The sequence below is a fragment of the Streptomyces sp. LS-MS-L19 genome, from assembly GCF_058382285.1.
Map to the genome: position 1 here is coordinate 2,679,922 of NZ_JBYCLL010000001.1, position 17,495 is coordinate 2,697,416.

Here is a 17,495-nt window from a genome sequence, read left to right on the forward strand (position 1 = left end):
GGAGCCGAGTCCCGGACCGGGGCCGGGGCTGGGCCTGGCGGCGGATGCCGGGCCGGAGCCGACGGCGAGGCGGAGGCGGACCCCAGAACCGCAGCCCACTCCCGGGCCGGGGCCGACCGCGAGGCGCGGACCGACTCCCGGGCCGGGGTCGGCGGCGAGCCGCGGACCGACCGCGAAGCTGGGGGCGACTCCCGGGCCGGGGAGGGTGGTGGGGGCTGTTTTGGGCGGAGTGGGCGTCGGCGCGGGGGTGCGGGTGGGCACGGCGGTCCGGCGGCCGGGGCCGGGGAGTCGCCTCGGGGTGTCTGAGGTGGGCAGGCGGGCTCGGAGACGGTCGGTGGGGGTCAGGGGTCCAGGGGACGTACCGGGTCCGGTTTGCCTCCGAGGAGGTCCTGGAATTTTCGGCGGGGGCCCGACCAGCGTTTGTCGCGGCGGTAGGCGCGGAGCAGGGCGCGGGCCCTGGCGCGCGGGCGGTGGCGGTAGAAGCGGCGGGCATAGGGGGAGTCGGGACGGGCCAGGCGGATCAGTCCGATGAGGCCCACCAGCGGGACGATCACGCTGAAGATCGCCATCCGGGTCTTGCCCTTGAGCAGGACGACCATCGCGAAGAGGAAGTTGAGCACCACGCTGGAGATGACTCCGCCGCGGTCCTGCGCCTCGTCCTGCGTCACGTCGTTGACGCCGAACGGCGAGAACCCGGCGAGCACCAGCCCGACAAGAGCCGCGGTGAGGACGACGACCTCGACGCTCTTGCGGCCCTCCTCGCTCCAGTAGACGTCGTCGAGGTGCAGGATCAGCGCGAACTCGTCCAGCACCAGCCCCGCGCCGATCCCGAACACGACCGCGCACAGCGCCGCCCCGAAACCGTGCCGCCCGCTCGCGACCGCACCGAACCCGCCGACGACGGACAGCACGACACCGGGCACCACGTGGTGGATGTGCACCCCGCCGGTGCTGATGTTGCCGAAGGGCCCCTTGCCCGCCCGGATGAGCCGGGTCACGCACCGGGTGATCAGGAAGGTCAGCACGAACGCGGTCAACGCCAGCAGCAGCGGCAGCTTGCCGGGTTCGACGATGTTGCGGTGCAGCCAGTGGCCCATGGCCCCAGTCTCACGGGACCGGGGGCGGCCCGCCCTGCCACTGCGGCGTCCGGGCTACCCTGCGGACGTGTCCATGACCCCGCCACCCACCGACGGCCTCCGCTTCGCCTTCGGCACGCTCAGCGTGCTCCCCGTGAAGGTGACCCGCTGGGACCGCGAGGCGGCACGCGGCGGCATGCTGTGCGCTCCGCTGGTCGGACTGGTGCTGGGCGGCATCTCGGCCGCCCTGGGCCTGCTGCTGCTGTTCCTCGGCGCCTCCGAACCGCTCGCCGCGGTCGCCACGGTGGCCGTTCCGGCGGTCCTCACCCGGGGCCTGCACCTCGACGGCCTCGCGGACACGGCCGACGGCCTGGGCAGCGGCAAGCCGGCCGAGGACGCCCTGCGGATCATGAAGCAGTCCGACATCGGCCCGTTCGGCGTGATCACCCTCGTCCTCGTCCTGCTCGCCCAGACCGCGGCGCTGACCCAGGTGTACGGCGACTCCTGGGCCCGGGGCGCGGTCGCCGCCGTGGTCTCGGCGACCGCGGCCCGCCTGGCCCTGACCCTGGCCGCCCGCGCCGGCGTCCCGGCGGCCCGTCCGGAGGGCCTGGGAGCGGCGGTGGCGGGAGTGGTCCCGCTCCGCGGCGCCGCACTGGTGGCCGCCGCGGTGACGCTGGCGGCGGCCGCGGCGGGCGCGCTCTTCGGGTCGTACGACGTCGTCCGCACGGTCCTCGCGGTCGCCGCCGCCGTGGCAGCGGCCGAACTCCTGCTGCGGCACTGCACCCGCCGATTCGGCGGGGTGACCGGCGATGTGTTCGGGGGGCTCGCGGAGACGGCGGCGACGGCGGCGCTGGTGATCCTTTCGATGACCTTCTAGCAAGCCCCCGACCTTCTAACAGGCCTCGCGCCACACCCCGAGCTCGTACTTCTTCAGCATCGAACTCAGCCTCAGGCGGCGGGACTCGGCGCAGAAGCGGCTGGTGGGCAGTTCGTACTCGACGTGGAAGACCGCCTTGTCCGCCGCGATGAACGGCTTCATGTCCCCGCACTCGTCGTACTGCGCGCACTGTTCGTTGACCGCGAAGTCGAAGTCCCCGACCAGGTCGGGTATCTGGTCGAGGTCGTTCTTCAACCCGACCGCCATGCCCCGCTCATGGGCCAGCCTCGCGATCAGGCGGTTGTAGCGCAGCTGGTCCGCCGCTGTGAGCTGGAAGCCCGTGCGGTTCTTGTAGCCGTCCATGTTGTCCGGCTCCACCGCGTCGAAGCCCTTGTCGCGGCACATGTCGAGGCGGTCCGCCATCAGGGGTTCGAGGACGTCCGTGGCCCGGATGTCGAGCCAGCGTTCGCCCTCCCAGCCGTTGCCGCGCCCGATCACCGACTTCGGGAACTTCCCGGCGTCGGGCCGCCAGTCCTCCCAGGCGCCGGTGGACAGGTAGCAGATGACCTTGCGGCCCTTGTCGTGCAGGGCGGACACCACCGCCCCGGACTGGTCGAAGCCGTCGATGTCGTAGACCGGCACGTCGACGGAGGTGTCGATCCGGCCGGTCAGCTGCCACTGCCAGGCGGTTCCGGGGCGGGGCCGCCATCGGGCGTCACCGGACCCGGTGTCGGACGCGGTCGAGCAGCCCGCTGTCAGGAGGAGCAGGGCGACGAGCAGGAAAGGGCGCTTCAAGGACTGGCTCCAGGGCATGCGGAACGATCGGCGGCCGACCCGAGCGTAGGCTCTTCCCGGGTGGTCGCCGACAGGGGTGAAGGCCCCGATCGGGACCCGTGTTCGGACACGAAATAGGGTCGGCCGTCGGGCCCGGTCGACCCACCCGCTCGACTCATGCGAACTTCACATCGGAAGCGAGAATTCACCACCGTGACTGCTCTGACTCTCAGCACCTCCGCGGCGCCCGGCCTGCGGGCCGACGCGATCGTGATCGGTGTCGCCAAGGGCACTGCGTCTGGGTCTGGGGACCTGGTCGTGGCGCCGGGCGCCGAATCCGTGGACAAGGCCTACGACGGCAAGCTCGCCGGCGTCCTGGAGACCCTCGGTGCCTCCGGCGCCGAGGGCGAGGTGACGAAGCTGCCCTCGCCCTCCGGCCTCAAGGCCCCGCTCGTGGTGGCGGTCGGCCTGGGCGCCGAGCCCGAGAAGGACTCCTCGTTCGCCGCGGAGACCCTGCGCAAGGCCGCCGGTGTCGCCGCCCGCACGCTGACGGGTTCGAAGAAGGCCGTGTTCGCGCTGCCGCTGGGTGACGCCGCCGACCTCGGCGCGGTCGCCGAGGGCGTGCTGCTCGGGGCGTACTCCTTCGACGCCTACAAGGAGAGCGGCAAGGACCCCAGGGCGAAGAACGGCAAGGCGCCGCTGGCCGAGGCCGCGCTGCTGGGCGGCAAGCCGCGGGACGCCGCGTACAAGGCCGCGCTGGCCCGCGCCGTCGCGGTCTCCGAGGAGCTCAACCGGGCCCGCGACCTCATCAACATGCCGCCGAACGACCTGAACCCCGAGGCCTTCGCCGCGATCGTGCAGGCGGCGGGCAAGGAGCACGGGCTCAAGGTGCAGGTGCTCGACGTGAAGGCCCTGGAGAAGGGCGGCTACGGCGGCATCCTCGGCGTCGGCGCGGGGTCGGCGTCGGGGCCGCGGCTGGTGAAGCTGTCGTACACCTCGTCGAAGGCGAAGAAGCACCTCGCGCTGGTCGGCAAGGGGATCACCTACGACTCGGGCGGCATCTCGCTGAAGCCGGCGGGTCACAACGAGACGATGAAGTGCGACATGAGCGGGGCGGCGGCGGTCTTCGCGGCCGTGGTCTCGGCGGCGCGGCTGGGTCTCGAGGTCAATGTGACCGGGTGGCTGGCGCTGGCCGAGAACATGCCGTCGGGGTCCGCGACGCGGCCGGGTGACGTGCTGCGGATGTACAGCGGCAAGACGGTGGAGGTGCTCAACACCGACGCCGAGGGCCGGCTGGTGCTCGCGGACGCGCTGTGGGCGGCGTCGGCGGAGAAGCCGGACGCGATCGTGGACGTGGCGACGCTGACCGGGGCGATGATGCTGGCGCTGGGCAGCCGGACGTTCGGGATCATGGCCAACGACGACGCGTTCCGTACGGCGGTGTACGAGGCCGCGGAGGAGGTGGGCGAGCCTTCCTGGCCGATGCCGCTGCCGGAGCACCTGCGCAAGGGGATGGACTCCCCGACCGCCGACATCGCGAACATGGGTGAGCGGATGGGCGGCGGGCTGGTCGCGGGGCTGTTCCTGCGGGAGTTCGTGGGCGAGGGGATCTCCTGGGCGCACCTCGACATCGCGGGGCCGGCGTTCAACGACGGCGGGCCGTTCGGGTACACGCCGAAGGGTGGGACGGGGTCCGCCGTGCGTACGCTGGTGCGGCTGGCCGAGTTGACTGCCTCGGGTGACCTGGGCTGATGCTCGCCTGACAGCTCGGCTCTTGAGGGGCGTGGGCGACTGCGGGCCGGTTGTGGCTCGCCGCGCAGTTCCCCGCGCCCCTGGGTGTCTCACCGGAGCTGTCCTTCTCATGTGAGCGTGTGGTGTCTCACACCCCGGCCCGGCGTCTCGTTCGGTGCTGACAAGTGCGAAGATGGGGCTCGGCAGGACAGGGCCCCCACCACAGGGCCGAAGAAAGAGCGGCCGGACACCAGCCGCCGACCGGTCACCGCTGACCGGCGTGGCGCACATGCATGGAGGACGTGACGTGGCGAACGACGCCAGCACCGTTTTCGACCTAGTGATCCTCGGCGGTGGTAGTGGCGGTTACGCCGCGGCCCTGCGCGGGGCGCAGCTGGGCCTGGACGTCGCCCTGATCGAGAAGGACAAGGTCGGCGGCACCTGCCTGCACCGAGGGTGCATCCCCACCAAGGCCCTGCTGCACGCGGGCGAGATCGCCGACCAGGCCCGCGAGAGCGAGCAGTTCGGTGTGAAGACCACCTTCGAGGGCATCGACATCGCCGGGGTGCACAAGTACAAGGACGGCGTGATCGCCGGTCTGTACAAGGGCCTCCAGGGGCTCGTCGCCTCCCGGAAGGTCACCTACATCGAGGGTGAGGGGCGGCTCTCCTCCCCGACCTCCGTCGACGTGAACGGCCGGCGCGTCCAGGGCCGCCACATCCTGCTCGCGACCGGCTCCGTGCCGAAGTCGCTGCCGGGCCTGGAGATCGACGGCAACCGCATCATCTCCTCGGACCACGCCCTCGTCCTCGACCGGGTGCCGAAGTCCGCGATCGTCCTCGGCGGCGGTGTCATCGGCGTCGAGTTCGCCTCCGCCTGGAAGTCCTTCGGGACCGACATCACCATCATCGAGGGCCTCAAGCACCTCGCCCCCCTCGAGGACGAGAACTCCTCCAAGCTTCTTGAGCGCGCGTTCCGCAAGCGCGGGATCAAGTTCAACCTGGGCACCTTCTTCCAGAAGGCCGAGTACACCCAGGACGGTGTCAAGGTCACCCTCGCCGACGGCAAGGAGTTCGAGGCCGAGCTGCTGCTGGTGGCCGTCGGCCGCGGGCCCGTCTCCGCCGGTCTCGGCTACGAGGAGCAGGGCGTCGCGATGGACCGCGGCTACGTCCTGGTCGACGAGTACATGCGCACCAACGTCCCGACCATCTCCGCCGTCGGTGACCTGGTCCCGACGCTCCAGCTCGCGCACGTCGGCTTCGCCGAGGGCATCCTGGTGGCGGAGCGTCTGGCCGGTCTCAAGACCGTTCCGATCGACTACGACGGTGTCCCGCGGGTGACGTACTGCCACCCCGAGGTCGCCTCCGTGGGCATCACCGAGGCCAAGGCCAAGGAGATCTACGGCGCGGACAAGGTCGTCGCTCTGAAGTACAACCTGGCGGGCAACGGCAAGAGCAAGATCCTCAACACCGCGGGCGAGATCAAGCTCGTCCAGGTGAAGGACGGTGCCGTGGTCGGCGTCCACATGGTCGGCGACCGCATGGGCGAGCAGGTCGGCGAGGCCCAGCTGATCTACAACTGGGAAGCGCTGCCGGCCGAGGTCGCCCAGCTCATCCACGCCCACCCGACGCAGAACGAGGCGCTCGGCGAAGCGCACCTGGCCCTCGCGGGCAAGCCGCTGCACGCGCACGACTGACCCTCGGTCGACGAAGCGACGACACAGACTTCCGCAATTCGTAAGGAGCAACCGAAACCATGGCGGTTTCCGTAACCCTTCCGGCGCTCGGCGAGAGCGTCACCGAGGGCACCGTCACCCGCTGGCTGAAGGCCGAGGGTGAGCGCGTAGAGGCCGACGAGCCGCTGCTCGAGGTCTCGACCGACAAGGTCGACACCGAGATCCCCTCCCCCGCCGCCGGCGTCCTGGCCTCCATCAAGGTCGCCGAGGACGAGACGGTCGAGGTCGGTGCCGAGCTGGCCGTGATCGACGACGGCACCGGCGCCCCCGCCGCTGCCCCGGCCCCGGCCGCCGAGCCGGTCGCCGAGCCCGCCCCGGAGCCGGCCGCGGCCGCTCCGTCCACCGAGCAGGCCGCCCCGGCGCCCGCTCCCACCGCCGAGGCCGCTTCCGGCGGCGGCTCCGCCGAGGGCACGGACGTCGTCCTGCCCGCGCTCGGCGAGTCCGTCACCGAGGGCACCGTGACCCGGTGGCTGAAGGAGGTCGGCGAGGAGGTCGCGGAGGACGAGCCCCTGCTCGAGGTCTCCACCGACAAGGTCGACACCGAGATCCCCTCCCCCGCCGCCGGTGTGCTGCTGGAGATCGTGGTCGGCGAGGACGAGACCGCCGAGGTCGGCGCCAAGCTCGCCGTCATCGGTGCCCCGGGCGCGGCTCCGGCCGCTGCCCCGGCCCCCGCCGCCCCCGCCCCGGCGCCCGCTGCTGAGGCACCTGCGCCCGCTCCGGCTCCCGCCCCCGCGGCTCCGGCTCCCGCCCCGGCCCCCGCTCCGGCTCCGGCTCCGGCTCCGGCTCCGGCTCCGGTCCAGGCCGCTGCCCCCGCCCCGGCGCCCGCGCCGGCCGCTCCGGCTCCCGTCACCCCGGCCCCGGCTCCCGCCGCGACCTCCGGTGACGACGGCGCCTACGTGACCCCGCTGGTCCGCAAGCTCGCCGCCGAGAACGGCGTCGACCTGGCGAGCGTCAAGGGCACCGGCGTCGGCGGTCGTATCCGCAAGCAGGATGTCGTCGCCGCCGCCGAGGCCGCGAAGGCCGCCGCCGCTGCTCCGGCTCCGGCCGCCGCTGCCGCTCCGGCCCCCGCCGCCAAGAAGGCGCCGTCCCTGGAGGCCTCCCCCCTCCGTGGCCAGACCGTCAAGATGCCGCGCATCCGCAAGGTCATCGGCGACAACATGGTCAAGGCGCTGCACGAGCAGGCGCAGCTGTCCTCGGTCGTCGAGGTCGACGTCACCCGTCTGATGAAGCTGCGCGCCCGCGCCAAGGACGCGTTCGCGGCCCGTGAGGGCGTCAAGCTCTCCCCGATGCCGTTCTTCGTCAAGGCCGCGGCCCAGGCGCTGAAGGCGCACGCGCCGATCAACGCCAAGATCAACGAGGGCGAAGGCACGATCACCTACTTCGACACCGAGAACATCGGTATCGCGGTGGACTCCGAGAAGGGCCTGATGACCCCGGTCATCAAGCACGCGGGCGACCTCAACATCGCCGGCATCGCGAAGGCCACGGCGGACCTCGCCGGCAAGGTCCGCGCCAACAAGATCACGCCCGACGAGCTGTCCGGCGCGACCTTCACCATCTCCAACACCGGTTCGCGCGGTGCGCTCTTCGACACGATCATCGTGCCGCCGGGCCAGGTCGCGATCCTCGGCATCGGTGCCACGGTCAAGCGGCCGGCGGTCATCGAGACCGAGGAGGGCACGGTCATCGGCGTCCGCGACATGACCTACCTGACCCTCTCCTACGACCACCGTCTGGTGGACGGCGCCGACGCGGCCCGTTACCTGACCGCGGTCAAGGCGATCCTGGAGGCGGGCGAGTTCGAGGTCGAGCTCGGCCTGTAAGGCACGTCGCTCGTACGGTGCCCCCGTCCGGTTTCCGGGCGGGGGCACCGGTGTGTTCTCACCGGGGCGTGAGCTGCCGGTCCGACCAGCCCCACAGCTCCTCCACCCACACGTTGGGGATGGACAGCCTGGGCGCGGGCGTGAGGTGCTTCGTCCGGTACGCCTTCAGGACGTCGTACGTCGCGTCCAGGCAGTCGCGTGAAGTGAGCTTGCCGGTCCTCGGGTCCACGCCGACGAGGAACCCGCGCGCCTCGACCGTACGGATCATGGCGCGGGCGCCGCTCACGTCGTGCGTCGGGGATTTCGTGCAGCGGTAGCGGCTGTAGGGGTGCTCGGACGTGCCGGGGTAGTGGGCGTCGGTGGACATCTCGCTGAGCATGCGGTCGTACGACCCCTGCGCGTGCCAGGCCCCGATGTCGCCGCCCGGCGGGGTGTACAGCTTGCCGCTGGGGTTCTCGACGGCGCCGTAGACCCAGCGGCCGGTGCCCGGGACCTTGAAGCCCCAGCCGACGTGCCCGAACTTCTGTGCCCCGTCCGGCTTGACGAAGACGCAGGCCGCGCCGCTGCCGCCGGCCGCGCCCGCCATCCCCGTGATCGCTCGCGAGCTGCTCGGTGTCGGCTCCGCGCTGCTCGGTGCCGGCTCCGCCGTCGCCCGTGCGGCCGGCTGTCCGCAGCCCGCCACGGCGACGATCGCGCCGATCACCGCCGCCCCGGCCAGTCCCCGTCGTCCCCCGATGTGCATGCCGTCCCCCCTGTGGTGCGAAGGGGCGCCCCGCGTGGGAACCCCTGACCAACGCGACACACCGGGAAAGCCGTGGGGTTCCGTGACTTGACAGAACTCGTGCGGCTGGGAGCGTGTAAGCCTCGTCTCACCTGCATGAAAGCGCCCCCGTGCGCCCCTCCCGGACGGGCCCCCGGCCTTATTGTCTTTACGTCAAACGCCCTTAAGGAGCTCTCATGACCGCGCCCGTCGTCCACTCGCTGCGCGAACAGATCCGCGAGCACATCGTGGAGGGGATCGTCAGCGGGCGCTGGCAGCCGGGCGAGCGGATCGTGGAACGCCGTATCGCGACCGAGCTGGAGGTCAGCCAGACGCCGGTGCGGGAGGCGCTGCGCGAGCTGGAGTCGCTGCGGCTGATCGAGTCGGCGCCGAACAAGGGCGTGCGGGTGCGGAACCTGACGGCGGCCGACCTGGAGGAGAGCTACCCGGTCCGGGCCGGGCTGGAGGCGATCGCCGCGGAGCTGGCGGCGGAGCGGCTGGCGCAGGACTGCTCGGCGCTGGAACCGCATGTCGCCGCGCTGTACGAGGCCGACCGGGACTCGGACGGCACCGGGCAGGTGCGGCACACGGTCGGCTTCCACCGCGAACTGGTGCGCGCGGCCGGCAACTCGGTGCTGCTGCACACCTGGGAGGGCCTGGGCATCGAGGTCTTCACCGCGCTGTCGATCCGCTGGCTGGGGACGGTCCAGCAGTCGTACGCGGAGGAGCACGAGGAGCTGGTGGCGGCCTTCAAGCGGCGGGACCCGCGGATCCCGGAGATCGTGAAGGCGCATGTCCTCGGGTGCGCTCCGCGCGCCTGACGCAGTCGAGCGCACCCGCGCTCACCTGCGGAAACCCCTCAAAAACAGGGCACCCGGTGTCTCCATCGGAGGCACCCCGTGCCTACTTTCTCGATATCGAGAAGTTTTGCCCGGGAACCCTTTGATCGATCATCGATCAGCGAGTTATTGTCGCCGACGGGCCCTTACCGGGGCCCTCCGCCCTGTCCTGCCAAAGACCAAGGGCACCCCCGAAACCCTGCCTGATTGAGGGAACCCCCTTCGACTGAGGAAGGCGGCGACATGACCGACCCCCACGCCATCCAGCCCAGCGAGCTCGACCAGCTCCCCGACCGGGACCCCGAGGAGACCGCCGAATGGCAGGCCTCCCTGGACGCGGTCGCCAAGGCGGCCGGCCCGCACCGCGCCGCGTACCTGATGCGCCGCACGCTGGAGAGGGCGGAGGGCAACGGCATCGCGCTGCCGAAGCTCCTCGAGACCGACTACGTCAACACCATCCCCACCGCCGCCGAGCCGGACCTGCCCGGTGACCCGGCGATGGAGGCCCGCATCACCGCGTGGAACCGCTGGAACGCGGCCGCGATGGTCACCCGCGGCTCCAAATACGGCGTCGGCGGCCACATCGCCACCTTCGCCTCCGCGGCCTGGCTCTACGAGACGGGCTTCAACCACTTCTTCAAGGGCAAGGAGGCCGACGGGTCCGGCGACCAGCTCTACATCCAGGGCCACGCCTCCCCCGGCATCTACGCCCGCGCCTTCCTCGACGGCCGGCTGGACGAGCACCACCTCGACCACTTCCGCCGCGAGTCCGGCGGCAACGGCCTCCCGTCGTACCCGCACCCCCGCCGCCTGCCCTGGCTGTGGGAGTTCCCGACGGTCTCCATGGGCCTCGGCCCGCTCTCCGCGATCTACCAGGCGCGCTTCAACCGCTATCTGACCAACCGCGGCATCAAGGACGTCTCCGCGTCCCACGTCTGGGCCTTCCTCGGCGACGGCGAGATGGACGAGCCGGAGTCCACGGCGGCCCTCGCGCTCGCCTCCCGCGAGGGTCTGGACAACCTGACCTTCGTCATCAACTGCAACCTCCAGCGCCTCGACGGCCCGGTCCGCGCGAACTTCAAGATCGTGCAGGAGCTGGAGGCCCAGTTCCGCGGCGCCGGCTGGAACGTCATCAAGACGCTGTGGGGCAACGCCTGGGACGAGCTGTTCCGCCTCGACACCACGGGCGCCCTCGTACGGCGGCTCCGCGAGGTACCGGACGCGCAGGTGCAGACGTACCAGACGCGCGACGCGGCCTACATCCGCCAGGACTTCTTCGGCAAGGACCCGGCGCTCGCCGAGATGGCGAAGCTGCTGTCCGACGACAAGATCCTCGAGTGCTTCCACTTCTCGCGCGGTGGTCACGAGGCGCGCAAGGTGTACGCCGCCTACAAGGCCGCCGTCGAGTTCAAGGGCGCGCCGACCGTGATCCTGGCCCAGACGGTCAAGGGCCACACCCTCGGCGAGGGCTTCGCGTCGAAGAACGCCAACCACCAGATGAAGAAGCTCTCGGTGGACGAGTTCAAGAACATGCGCGACCTGCTCGAACTGCCCATCAAGGACAGCGACTTCGTCGACGGCGTGGTCCCCTACGGCCACCCGGGCGCCGACTCCCCCGAGGTCCGCTACCTCCAGGAGCGCCGGGCCGCCCTCGGTGGCCCCGCCCCGGCCCGCCGCGTCCACCCGGTGGCCCCGCTGCCCGCCCCCGCCGAGAAGGCGTTCGCCTCCTTCGACAAGGGCTCCGGCTCGCAGAACGTCGCCACCACCATGGCCTTCGTCCGCCTGATCAAGGACCTGGTCCGCGACAAGGAGACGGGCAAGCGCTGGGTGCCGATCGTCCCCGACGAGGCGCGCACCTTCGGCATGGAGAGCCTCTTCCCGTCCCTGGGCATCTACTCCCCCAAGGGCCAGACGTACGAGCCGGTCGACCGCGACCAGCTGATGTACTACAAGGAGGCCAAGAACGGCCAGATCCTCAACGAGGGGATCACCGAGGCCGGTTCGATGGCCGACTTCATCGCCGCTTCGACGTCGTACGCGACGCACGGCGAGGCGATGATCCCGTTCTACATCTTCTACTCGATGTTCGGCTGGCAGCGCACGGCCGACCAGATGTGGCAGCTCGGCGACCAGCTGGGCCGCGGCTTCCTGGTGGGTGCCACCGCGGGCCGCACCACGCTGACCGGCGAGGGCCTCCAGCACGCGGACGGGCACTCGCCGGTGATCGCGGCGACGAACCCGGCGGCGCTGACGTACGACCCGGCGTTCGCCTACGAGGTCGCCGCGATCGTGAAGGACGGCCTGCGCCGCATGTACGGCGAGGCGGCCCCGGGTGAGGACCCGAACGTCTTCTACTACCTGACGGTCTACAACGAGCCGCTCCCGCAGCCGGCGAAGCCCTCGGGCCTCGGCATCGACGAGGGCATCGTCAAGGGCCTGTACCGCTTCAACACCGCGGAGTCCGCGGGCCTGTCCCCGGTCGCGAACGCCCCCCGCATCCAGCTGCTGGGCTCCGGCACCGCGATCCACTGGGTGCTCAAGGCGCAGCGGATGCTGGCCGAGGAGTGGGGCGTGGCCGCCGACGTGTGGTCCGCGACCTCCTTCACCGAGCTGCGCCGTGACGCGCTGGACGCCGACGCGGCCCTGCTGCGCGGCGAGGAGCGGGTGCCGTACGTCCGCCAGGCGCTGCACGGCGCCGAGGGCCCGGTGCTCGCGGTCTCCGACTACATGCGCCAGGTCCCGGACCAGATCGCGCAGTGGGTCGAGCAGGACTGGTCCTCGCTGGGCGCGGACGGCTTCGGCCTCTCCGACACCCGCGAGGACGCCCGCCGCCACTTCGGCGTCGACGCCGAGTCGGTCGTCGTCGCGGCGCTGGCCCAGCTGGCCCGCCGCGGCGAGGTCAAGGCGACGGCGGTGAAGGAAGCGCGGGAGAAGTACGGGCTGTAGGCGCCCGGGCTTCCATGCCTTCGACGAAGGGGTACGGCCACCGCCGTGCCCCTTCGCTGTCAGTGGGCCCCGGCATCATGGCCGTATGCGTGCTGCCCGACTCATCAAGATGGTGCTGTTGCTCCAGTCCCGGCCCTCCATGACCGCCGCCGAACTCGCGCGGGAGCTGGAGGTGTCGGAGCGGACCGTGACGCGGGACGCCCAGGCGCTGTCGGAGGCGGGGGTTCCGGTGTACGCCGACCGGGGGCGGGCCGGCGGGTACCGGCTGATCGGCGGGTACCGGACCCGGCTGACCGGGCTGGCCCGCGGTGAGGCCGAGGCGCTGTTCCTGTCCGGGGTGCCGGGCGCGCTGCGTGAGATGGGGCTGGAGGACGCGGCCTCCGCCGCCCGGCTGAAGGTGTCCGCCGCCCTCCTCCCCTCCCTGAGCGACGCCTCCCGTACGGCCGCCCAGCGCTTCCACCTCGACGCGCCGGGCTGGTTCACCGAGCCCAAGTCGCCGGAACTGCTGCCGGTCGTCGCCGAGGCGGTGTGGGACGACAGACGGGTCACCGCGCGCTACCGGGGTCAGGAGCGCGAGGTCGAGCGGGACCTGGAGCCGTACGGACTCGTCCTCAAGGCGGGGGTCTGGTACGTGTGCGCGCGGGTCGCGCAGGGCGGTTCCTTCCGGGTCTACCGGATCGACCGGTTCACGGCGGTGGAGGCCCGCGCCGACCGTTTCGTACGGGACGAGGAGTTCGACCTGCCCGGCTTCTGGGCGGAGCGGGCCGAGCAGTTCGCCCGGTCGATCCTGCGGGCCGAGGTGGTGGTACGGCTCTCCCCCGACGGGGTGCGGAGACTGCCGTACGCCGTCGATCCCGCCGCCGCCCGGGAGACACTGGCGGCCGCGGGCGGCCCGGACGGGGACGGTTGGCTGACCCTGACCCTCCCCGTGGAGTCCGAGCAGGTGGCCCACTCGCAGCTCATGGGGCTCGGACCGGAGGTGGAGGTGCTGGCGCCGCAGAGCCTGCGGGCGCGTTTCGTCGACGACGTGGCACGGCTGGGCCGCCTGTACGGGACATAACAATCCGCCACACTCCACGTGCGCCCCACGCTTGAAGGCCCGATGCTGGACCCGTGATGGACGAGACGGAGTTCTGGGAGCTGGTGGACGCCACCCGCGAGGCCGCCGAGGGTGACCCCGAGGAGCAGACCGACCTGCTCGTGAACCGGCTCCTCGCGCTGGACCCGGACATGGTCCTCGACTTCGCCCGTCACTTCGAGGCCCGCTTCAACCGCGCGTACACCTGGGACCTGTGGGGCGCAGCCTGGATCCTGCTGGACGGGGCGAGCGACGACGCCTTCGACTTCTTCCGGTGCTGGCTGATCGGCCAGGGGCGTGAGGTGTACGAGGGCGCGGTGCACGACCCCGACTCGCTCGCCGATCTCCTGGCCGACTTCGACGAGGAGATCGACGGCGACGGCGAGGAGCTGGGGTACGCGGCCGACGAGGCCTACGAGCAGCTCACCGGGACGGTCGCTCCCGACCTGGGCATTCCGCCGGCGCCCTCCGAGCCGCTGGGCGCGCCGGTCGACCTGGAGAACGACCGGGTGCTGGCGGAGCGGTATCCCAAGTTGTGGGAGCGGTTCAGGGGTTGAGGGCGGTTCAGGGGTTGAGGGCGGCTCAGGCTGCCGTTGTCCGGCGCCGGGTCGGGTCCGTCGGCAGGTAGGCCTGGCTCTGGTCGGCCTTCACCGAGTGGTGCAGGGGGGCCGCGTTGGCCTGGTCGAGGGCGGACGCGGTGACGGCGGCGGGGCCGAGGACCACCGTCGCGACCGCGCAGACGACGGTCCAGACCCGCTTGTTGCTCCTGTTGGTGCTGCTCATGATCCCCACCTCCGGTCGGCTTCTGGGACGACCGTAGGGCGCGGAGATCTCAGGGCCCTGCGGGAGGGCTGTGGCGTTCCTGTGAGGCCTGGTGTCGGGTCTCGTGCCGGGGCTCACGGGCGGCCCTGGAGGCGGGCGGCCGTCTGTCGGATCTCGGGGAGCCGTGCCCTGAGGGCGGCGCCGGGGCAGGTCGTCATGTAGCCGTCGTCGTGGCCGGCGAGGGCGGGGAGACGGACGGTGGTGCCGGCGGGGTAGCGGCTGAGGCTGTTGCTGGAGGTCAGCCGGACGGTGGCGCGGGGGTCGATTCCGGCCAGACCGAGCTTCCAGGCGGCGAGGGCGGCGATCGCGTCGGTCATGGCGCGGGGGACGGGGACGCCGGCGGTGAAGGTGCCGAGGGCGGCGATGCCGGCGGTGCGGTGGTTGAAGCCCTGGGTGTGGGCGCCGGTGACGGGACGGTCGACGCCGCCGGCCCGGCCCTCGTAGATGGTGCCGCAGCGGTCCACGAGGAAGTTGTAGCCGATGTCGTCCCAGTCGCGGTTGCCGGTCTGGCCGGCGGCGAGGTAGCGGATGATGCGGGGTGCGTCGGCGCAGTCGTAGGTGTTGGGCGAGTCGGTGTGATGGACGAACACGGCGACGACCTTGTCGTCGTAGCGCGGGACGGGCGGGGTACGGGCGGTGCCGTTCGCCTCACCGTCCCCCCGCGCCCAGACGTCCCGCGGCACGATGTGCGGCCGGGCCGCGGAGTACGTGACGACACCGGGCCGGAGCACGGCAGCGCGGCGCGCGTCCTTGTCGCCCACATCGCTCCCGAGCCCCCGAACACACAGCACCAGCACGAGAACCCCCACGAGCCCCGGCAACACACAGACGAGCCCCAACCGAAGGGCCCGGGGCAGCCCACGCCACCACAGGGCCACGCCCGACACGGAGACGGTGGCGCCGGGGGGAGGCAGGGGCTTCGCGGAGCCTGCGGGTACGGGTTGGGGGTCGGCAGCGGCCGAGGGCTCGGGGGGCGTGGAATCTGCGGGGGGTGGGGGTTCGGCGGGGGGTGGGGGTTCGGCTGGAGCCGCAGACGCCGGGGGCGCAGGATCGGCGGAGGCTGGCACGGGGGCAGGTTCGGCCGGATCCGCAGGCTCGGAGGGCCTGGAATCTGCGGGGGACGCGGGTATGGCTGGAGCCGCAGACGCGGGGGGCGCAGGATCGGCGGAGGCCGCCGACACGCGGCTGGGATCGGCCGGAGCCGCAGGCTTGGGGGCGGGATCGGCCGGAGCCGCAGGTATGGGTGGGGACCCGGGTGCGGGAAGGGCCCCAGGGGCGGCAGCGGGCGCGGGCCTGATCGGCGCGGTGGTCTCTGGGGCAGCCCCAGCTCCAGCCCCAGCCCCAGCCCCAGCCCCAGGTCCAGCTCCAGGGGGCGTAGAGCCGGCGGACGTCTCGGGGCGCGGGAAAGTCTTGGGAGCGGCGGATGAGGCCTGGTCGCGGCTCGGCGCCGGGCGGAAGCGGTGGGTGAGGTGGGTGAGGGCTGCTTTGCGTATGCGTGCCGCGTCGGCGCGTAGGCGCTCCGCCTCGGCGCGCAGTCGCACCGCGTCGCGTATGCGCGCCACGTCGCCTATTCGGGGTGCTCGGCGCCTTCGCGGGCCTCTCGGTCTTCGGACACGCATGACTCCCACTGTCGGCCGGATCCGTTCCGTCCGCGATGTGTGGTGTGCCACCCGGTGGAACCATCATCCTGGTCCGCGACGTTTTCCCAGGTGCACGCACACGTGGCCGGTTCCGGGCGGCACGCGCGCGCGTAGCTGATCACTGGACGCTTCGCCTGCGTACTGAAGGTTCCAAAGAGAAGGGCGGCTCCGTGGACGTGCTCGACATCCTGCTGATGCTGGTGATCGCCGCCTACGCGGCCTCCGGCTACCGGCGCGGCCTGGTGGCCGGCTGTGTCTCGCTCGCCGGCTTCGTCGGCGGCGCGATCGTGGGCGTGTGGGTGCTGCCGTGGATGATGGACCTGGTCACCCCGGGCAGCACCGCGGCGACGGTGACCGCGGTGCTGACTGTGCTGGCCCCGGCCGCCGTGGGCCACGAACTGGCGGGCCGGCTGGCGCTGCGGCTCAGGAGGGAACTGGACCAGGGGCCGCTCAGGGTCGCCGACGGCATCGGCGGCGCCGTGGCCAACTCGGTCGCCGTGCTCATCGTCGCCTGGGTCGCCGCGAGCGTCCTCGGCGCCTCCTCGTCCCCGCTGGTCACCACCGCCATCCGGGACTCCGCGCTGCTCGGCGCCGTACAGGACTCCATGCCGGACACCACCCCCTCGTGGTTCTCCCGGGCCACCTCCGCGCTCACCGAGGCGGGTTTCCCGCAGGTCTTCAACCCGTTCGAGAACGAGTCCACCGCCGAGGTCGCCAAGCCCACCGGCGACAGCGTGACCGCCGCCGCCACCAACGCCGCCAAGCTCAGCACCGTGAAGATCGAGGGCGCCTCCGGCACCCAGGGCCGCGAGGGCAGCGGATTCGTGTACGCGCCGGAGCACGTGATGACCAACGCCCACGTGGTGGCCGGCATCGACGAGCCCAGCGTCCGGATCGGCGGGGTCGGGCAGCCGTACGACGCACGGGTCGTGCTGTTCGATCCGGACAAGGACGTGGCCGTGCTGTACGTCCCGGAGCTCCGCGCCCCGGTCCTGCGCTTCGACGACAGTGCCGAGCGGGGCGACTCGGCGGTGGTGGCCGGCTATCCGCAGGACGGCGACCTGAACCTCCAGGCGGCCACGGTCGCGGGCCGGGTGAAGGCGAACGGCCAGAACATCTACAGCGACGCCACCGTCACCCGCGAGATCTACTCGATCCGCTCGACCGTCCGCCCCGGCAACTCCGGCGGCCCCCTGCTGACCACCTCCGGCCGGGTCTACGGCGTGGTCTTCGCCCGCTCCACCTCCGACGACGAGACGGGCTACGTGCTGACCGCCGACGAGGTCGCCGGTGACGCCGAGAAGGCGGCGACCGCCACGGCACCGGTGGACACGGGCGAGCTGGTCACGTCGTAGCGCCACGGGCTGCCGGATGATGGGGCCACGGTCCCGCAA

14 protein-coding genes are annotated in these 17,495 nt (G+C 72.0%); 9 read left to right on the plus strand and 5 right to left on the minus strand.

The features are described 5' to 3' along the window. Positions 1-341 precede the first annotated feature (341 nt). Complete coding sequence (locus tag AC2XR2_RS11865; protein ID WP_381305254.1) at positions 342-1,097, minus strand: hypothetical protein; 756 nt, start codon at positions 1,095-1,097, stop codon at positions 342-344. Between the two features lie 73 nt (positions 1,098-1,170). Between AC2XR2_RS11865 and AC2XR2_RS11870 the strand changes: the two genes are divergently transcribed. Beyond that, the gene (locus AC2XR2_RS11870; RefSeq protein ID WP_491518436.1) at positions 1,171-1,953 is read left to right on the plus strand and encodes an adenosylcobinamide-GDP ribazoletransferase; all 783 of its coding nucleotides are present in this window, start codon (positions 1,171-1,173) and stop codon (positions 1,951-1,953) included. 15 nt (positions 1,954-1,968) lie between these two features. On the opposite strand, the gene AC2XR2_RS11875 is transcribed toward AC2XR2_RS11870, so the two are convergent. Continuing rightward, the gene (locus tag AC2XR2_RS11875; protein WP_381305251.1) at positions 1,969-2,748 is read right to left on the minus strand and encodes an endo alpha-1,4 polygalactosaminidase; all 780 of its coding nucleotides are present in this window, start codon (positions 2,746-2,748) and stop codon (positions 1,969-1,971) included. A gap of 192 nt (positions 2,749-2,940) precedes the next feature. Here AC2XR2_RS11875 and AC2XR2_RS11880 point away from each other — a divergent pair, with 192 nt between their 5' ends. The 3 genes from AC2XR2_RS11880 to sucB all read left to right on the plus strand — a co-directional run bounded on the left by AC2XR2_RS11880 (position 2,941) and on the right by sucB (position 8,016). Then, positions 2,941-4,479 carry a leucyl aminopeptidase gene (locus AC2XR2_RS11880; RefSeq protein ID WP_381305248.1) on the plus strand — a complete coding sequence of 513 codons (1,539 nt, stop codon included), beginning with the start codon at positions 2,941-2,943 and terminating at the stop codon, positions 4,477-4,479. A gap of 286 nt (positions 4,480-4,765) precedes the next feature. Then, positions 4,766-6,154: a dihydrolipoyl dehydrogenase gene (lpdA, locus tag AC2XR2_RS11885; protein ID WP_381305245.1), complete on the plus strand. Its 1,389-nt coding sequence runs from the start codon at positions 4,766-4,768 to the stop codon at positions 6,152-6,154. A 59-nt stretch (positions 6,155-6,213) separates the two neighbouring features. Next, on the plus strand, positions 6,214-8,016 hold the full coding sequence (gene sucB, locus AC2XR2_RS11890; RefSeq protein WP_330267458.1) for a 2-oxoglutarate dehydrogenase, E2 component, dihydrolipoamide succinyltransferase: 1,803 nt from the start codon (positions 6,214-6,216) through the stop codon (positions 8,014-8,016). A gap of 58 nt (positions 8,017-8,074) precedes the next feature. On the opposite strand, the gene AC2XR2_RS11895 is transcribed toward sucB, so the two are convergent. Further along, complete coding sequence (locus AC2XR2_RS11895; RefSeq protein WP_491514994.1) at positions 8,075-8,758, minus strand: hypothetical protein; 684 nt, start codon at positions 8,756-8,758, stop codon at positions 8,075-8,077. A gap of 215 nt (positions 8,759-8,973) precedes the next feature. Between AC2XR2_RS11895 and AC2XR2_RS11900 the strand changes: the two genes are divergently transcribed. The 4 genes from AC2XR2_RS11900 (at position 8,974) to AC2XR2_RS11915 (ending at position 14,196) form a co-directional block, all read left to right on the plus strand. Continuing rightward, positions 8,974-9,597: a GntR family transcriptional regulator gene (locus AC2XR2_RS11900; RefSeq protein ID WP_020115869.1), complete on the plus strand. Its 624-nt coding sequence runs from the start codon at positions 8,974-8,976 to the stop codon at positions 9,595-9,597. Positions 9,598-9,858: 261 nt separating this feature from the next. Then, complete coding sequence (gene aceE, locus AC2XR2_RS11905) at positions 9,859-12,561, plus strand: pyruvate dehydrogenase (acetyl-transferring), homodimeric type (RefSeq protein ID WP_491514995.1); 2,703 nt, start codon at positions 9,859-9,861, stop codon at positions 12,559-12,561. Positions 12,562-12,646: 85 nt separating this feature from the next. Next, positions 12,647-13,621 carry a helix-turn-helix transcriptional regulator gene (locus AC2XR2_RS11910; RefSeq protein WP_491514996.1) on the plus strand — a complete coding sequence of 325 codons (975 nt, stop codon included), beginning with the start codon at positions 12,647-12,649 and terminating at the stop codon, positions 13,619-13,621. A 56-nt stretch (positions 13,622-13,677) separates the two neighbouring features. Continuing rightward, complete coding sequence (locus tag AC2XR2_RS11915) at positions 13,678-14,196, plus strand: DUF4240 domain-containing protein (RefSeq protein WP_330269755.1); 519 nt, start codon at positions 13,678-13,680, stop codon at positions 14,194-14,196. 25 nt (positions 14,197-14,221) lie between these two features. Here AC2XR2_RS11915 and AC2XR2_RS11920 read toward each other — a convergent pair whose 3' ends face one another. Further along, the gene (locus tag AC2XR2_RS11920) at positions 14,222-14,422 is read right to left on the minus strand and encodes a hypothetical protein (RefSeq protein ID WP_491514997.1); all 201 of its coding nucleotides are present in this window, start codon (positions 14,420-14,422) and stop codon (positions 14,222-14,224) included. 113 nt (positions 14,423-14,535) lie between these two features. Continuing rightward, entirely contained in the window at positions 14,536-15,348 is an 813-nt protein-coding gene (locus tag AC2XR2_RS11925) for a peptidoglycan recognition protein family protein (protein WP_491514998.1), read from the minus strand. 923 nt (positions 15,349-16,271) lie between these two features. On the opposite strand from AC2XR2_RS11925, the gene AC2XR2_RS11930 reads away from it, so the two are divergent. After that, on the plus strand, positions 16,272-17,456 hold the full coding sequence (locus tag AC2XR2_RS11930) for a MarP family serine protease (protein WP_381305225.1): 1,185 nt from the start codon (positions 16,272-16,274) through the stop codon (positions 17,454-17,456). Positions 17,457-17,495 lie beyond the last annotated feature (39 nt).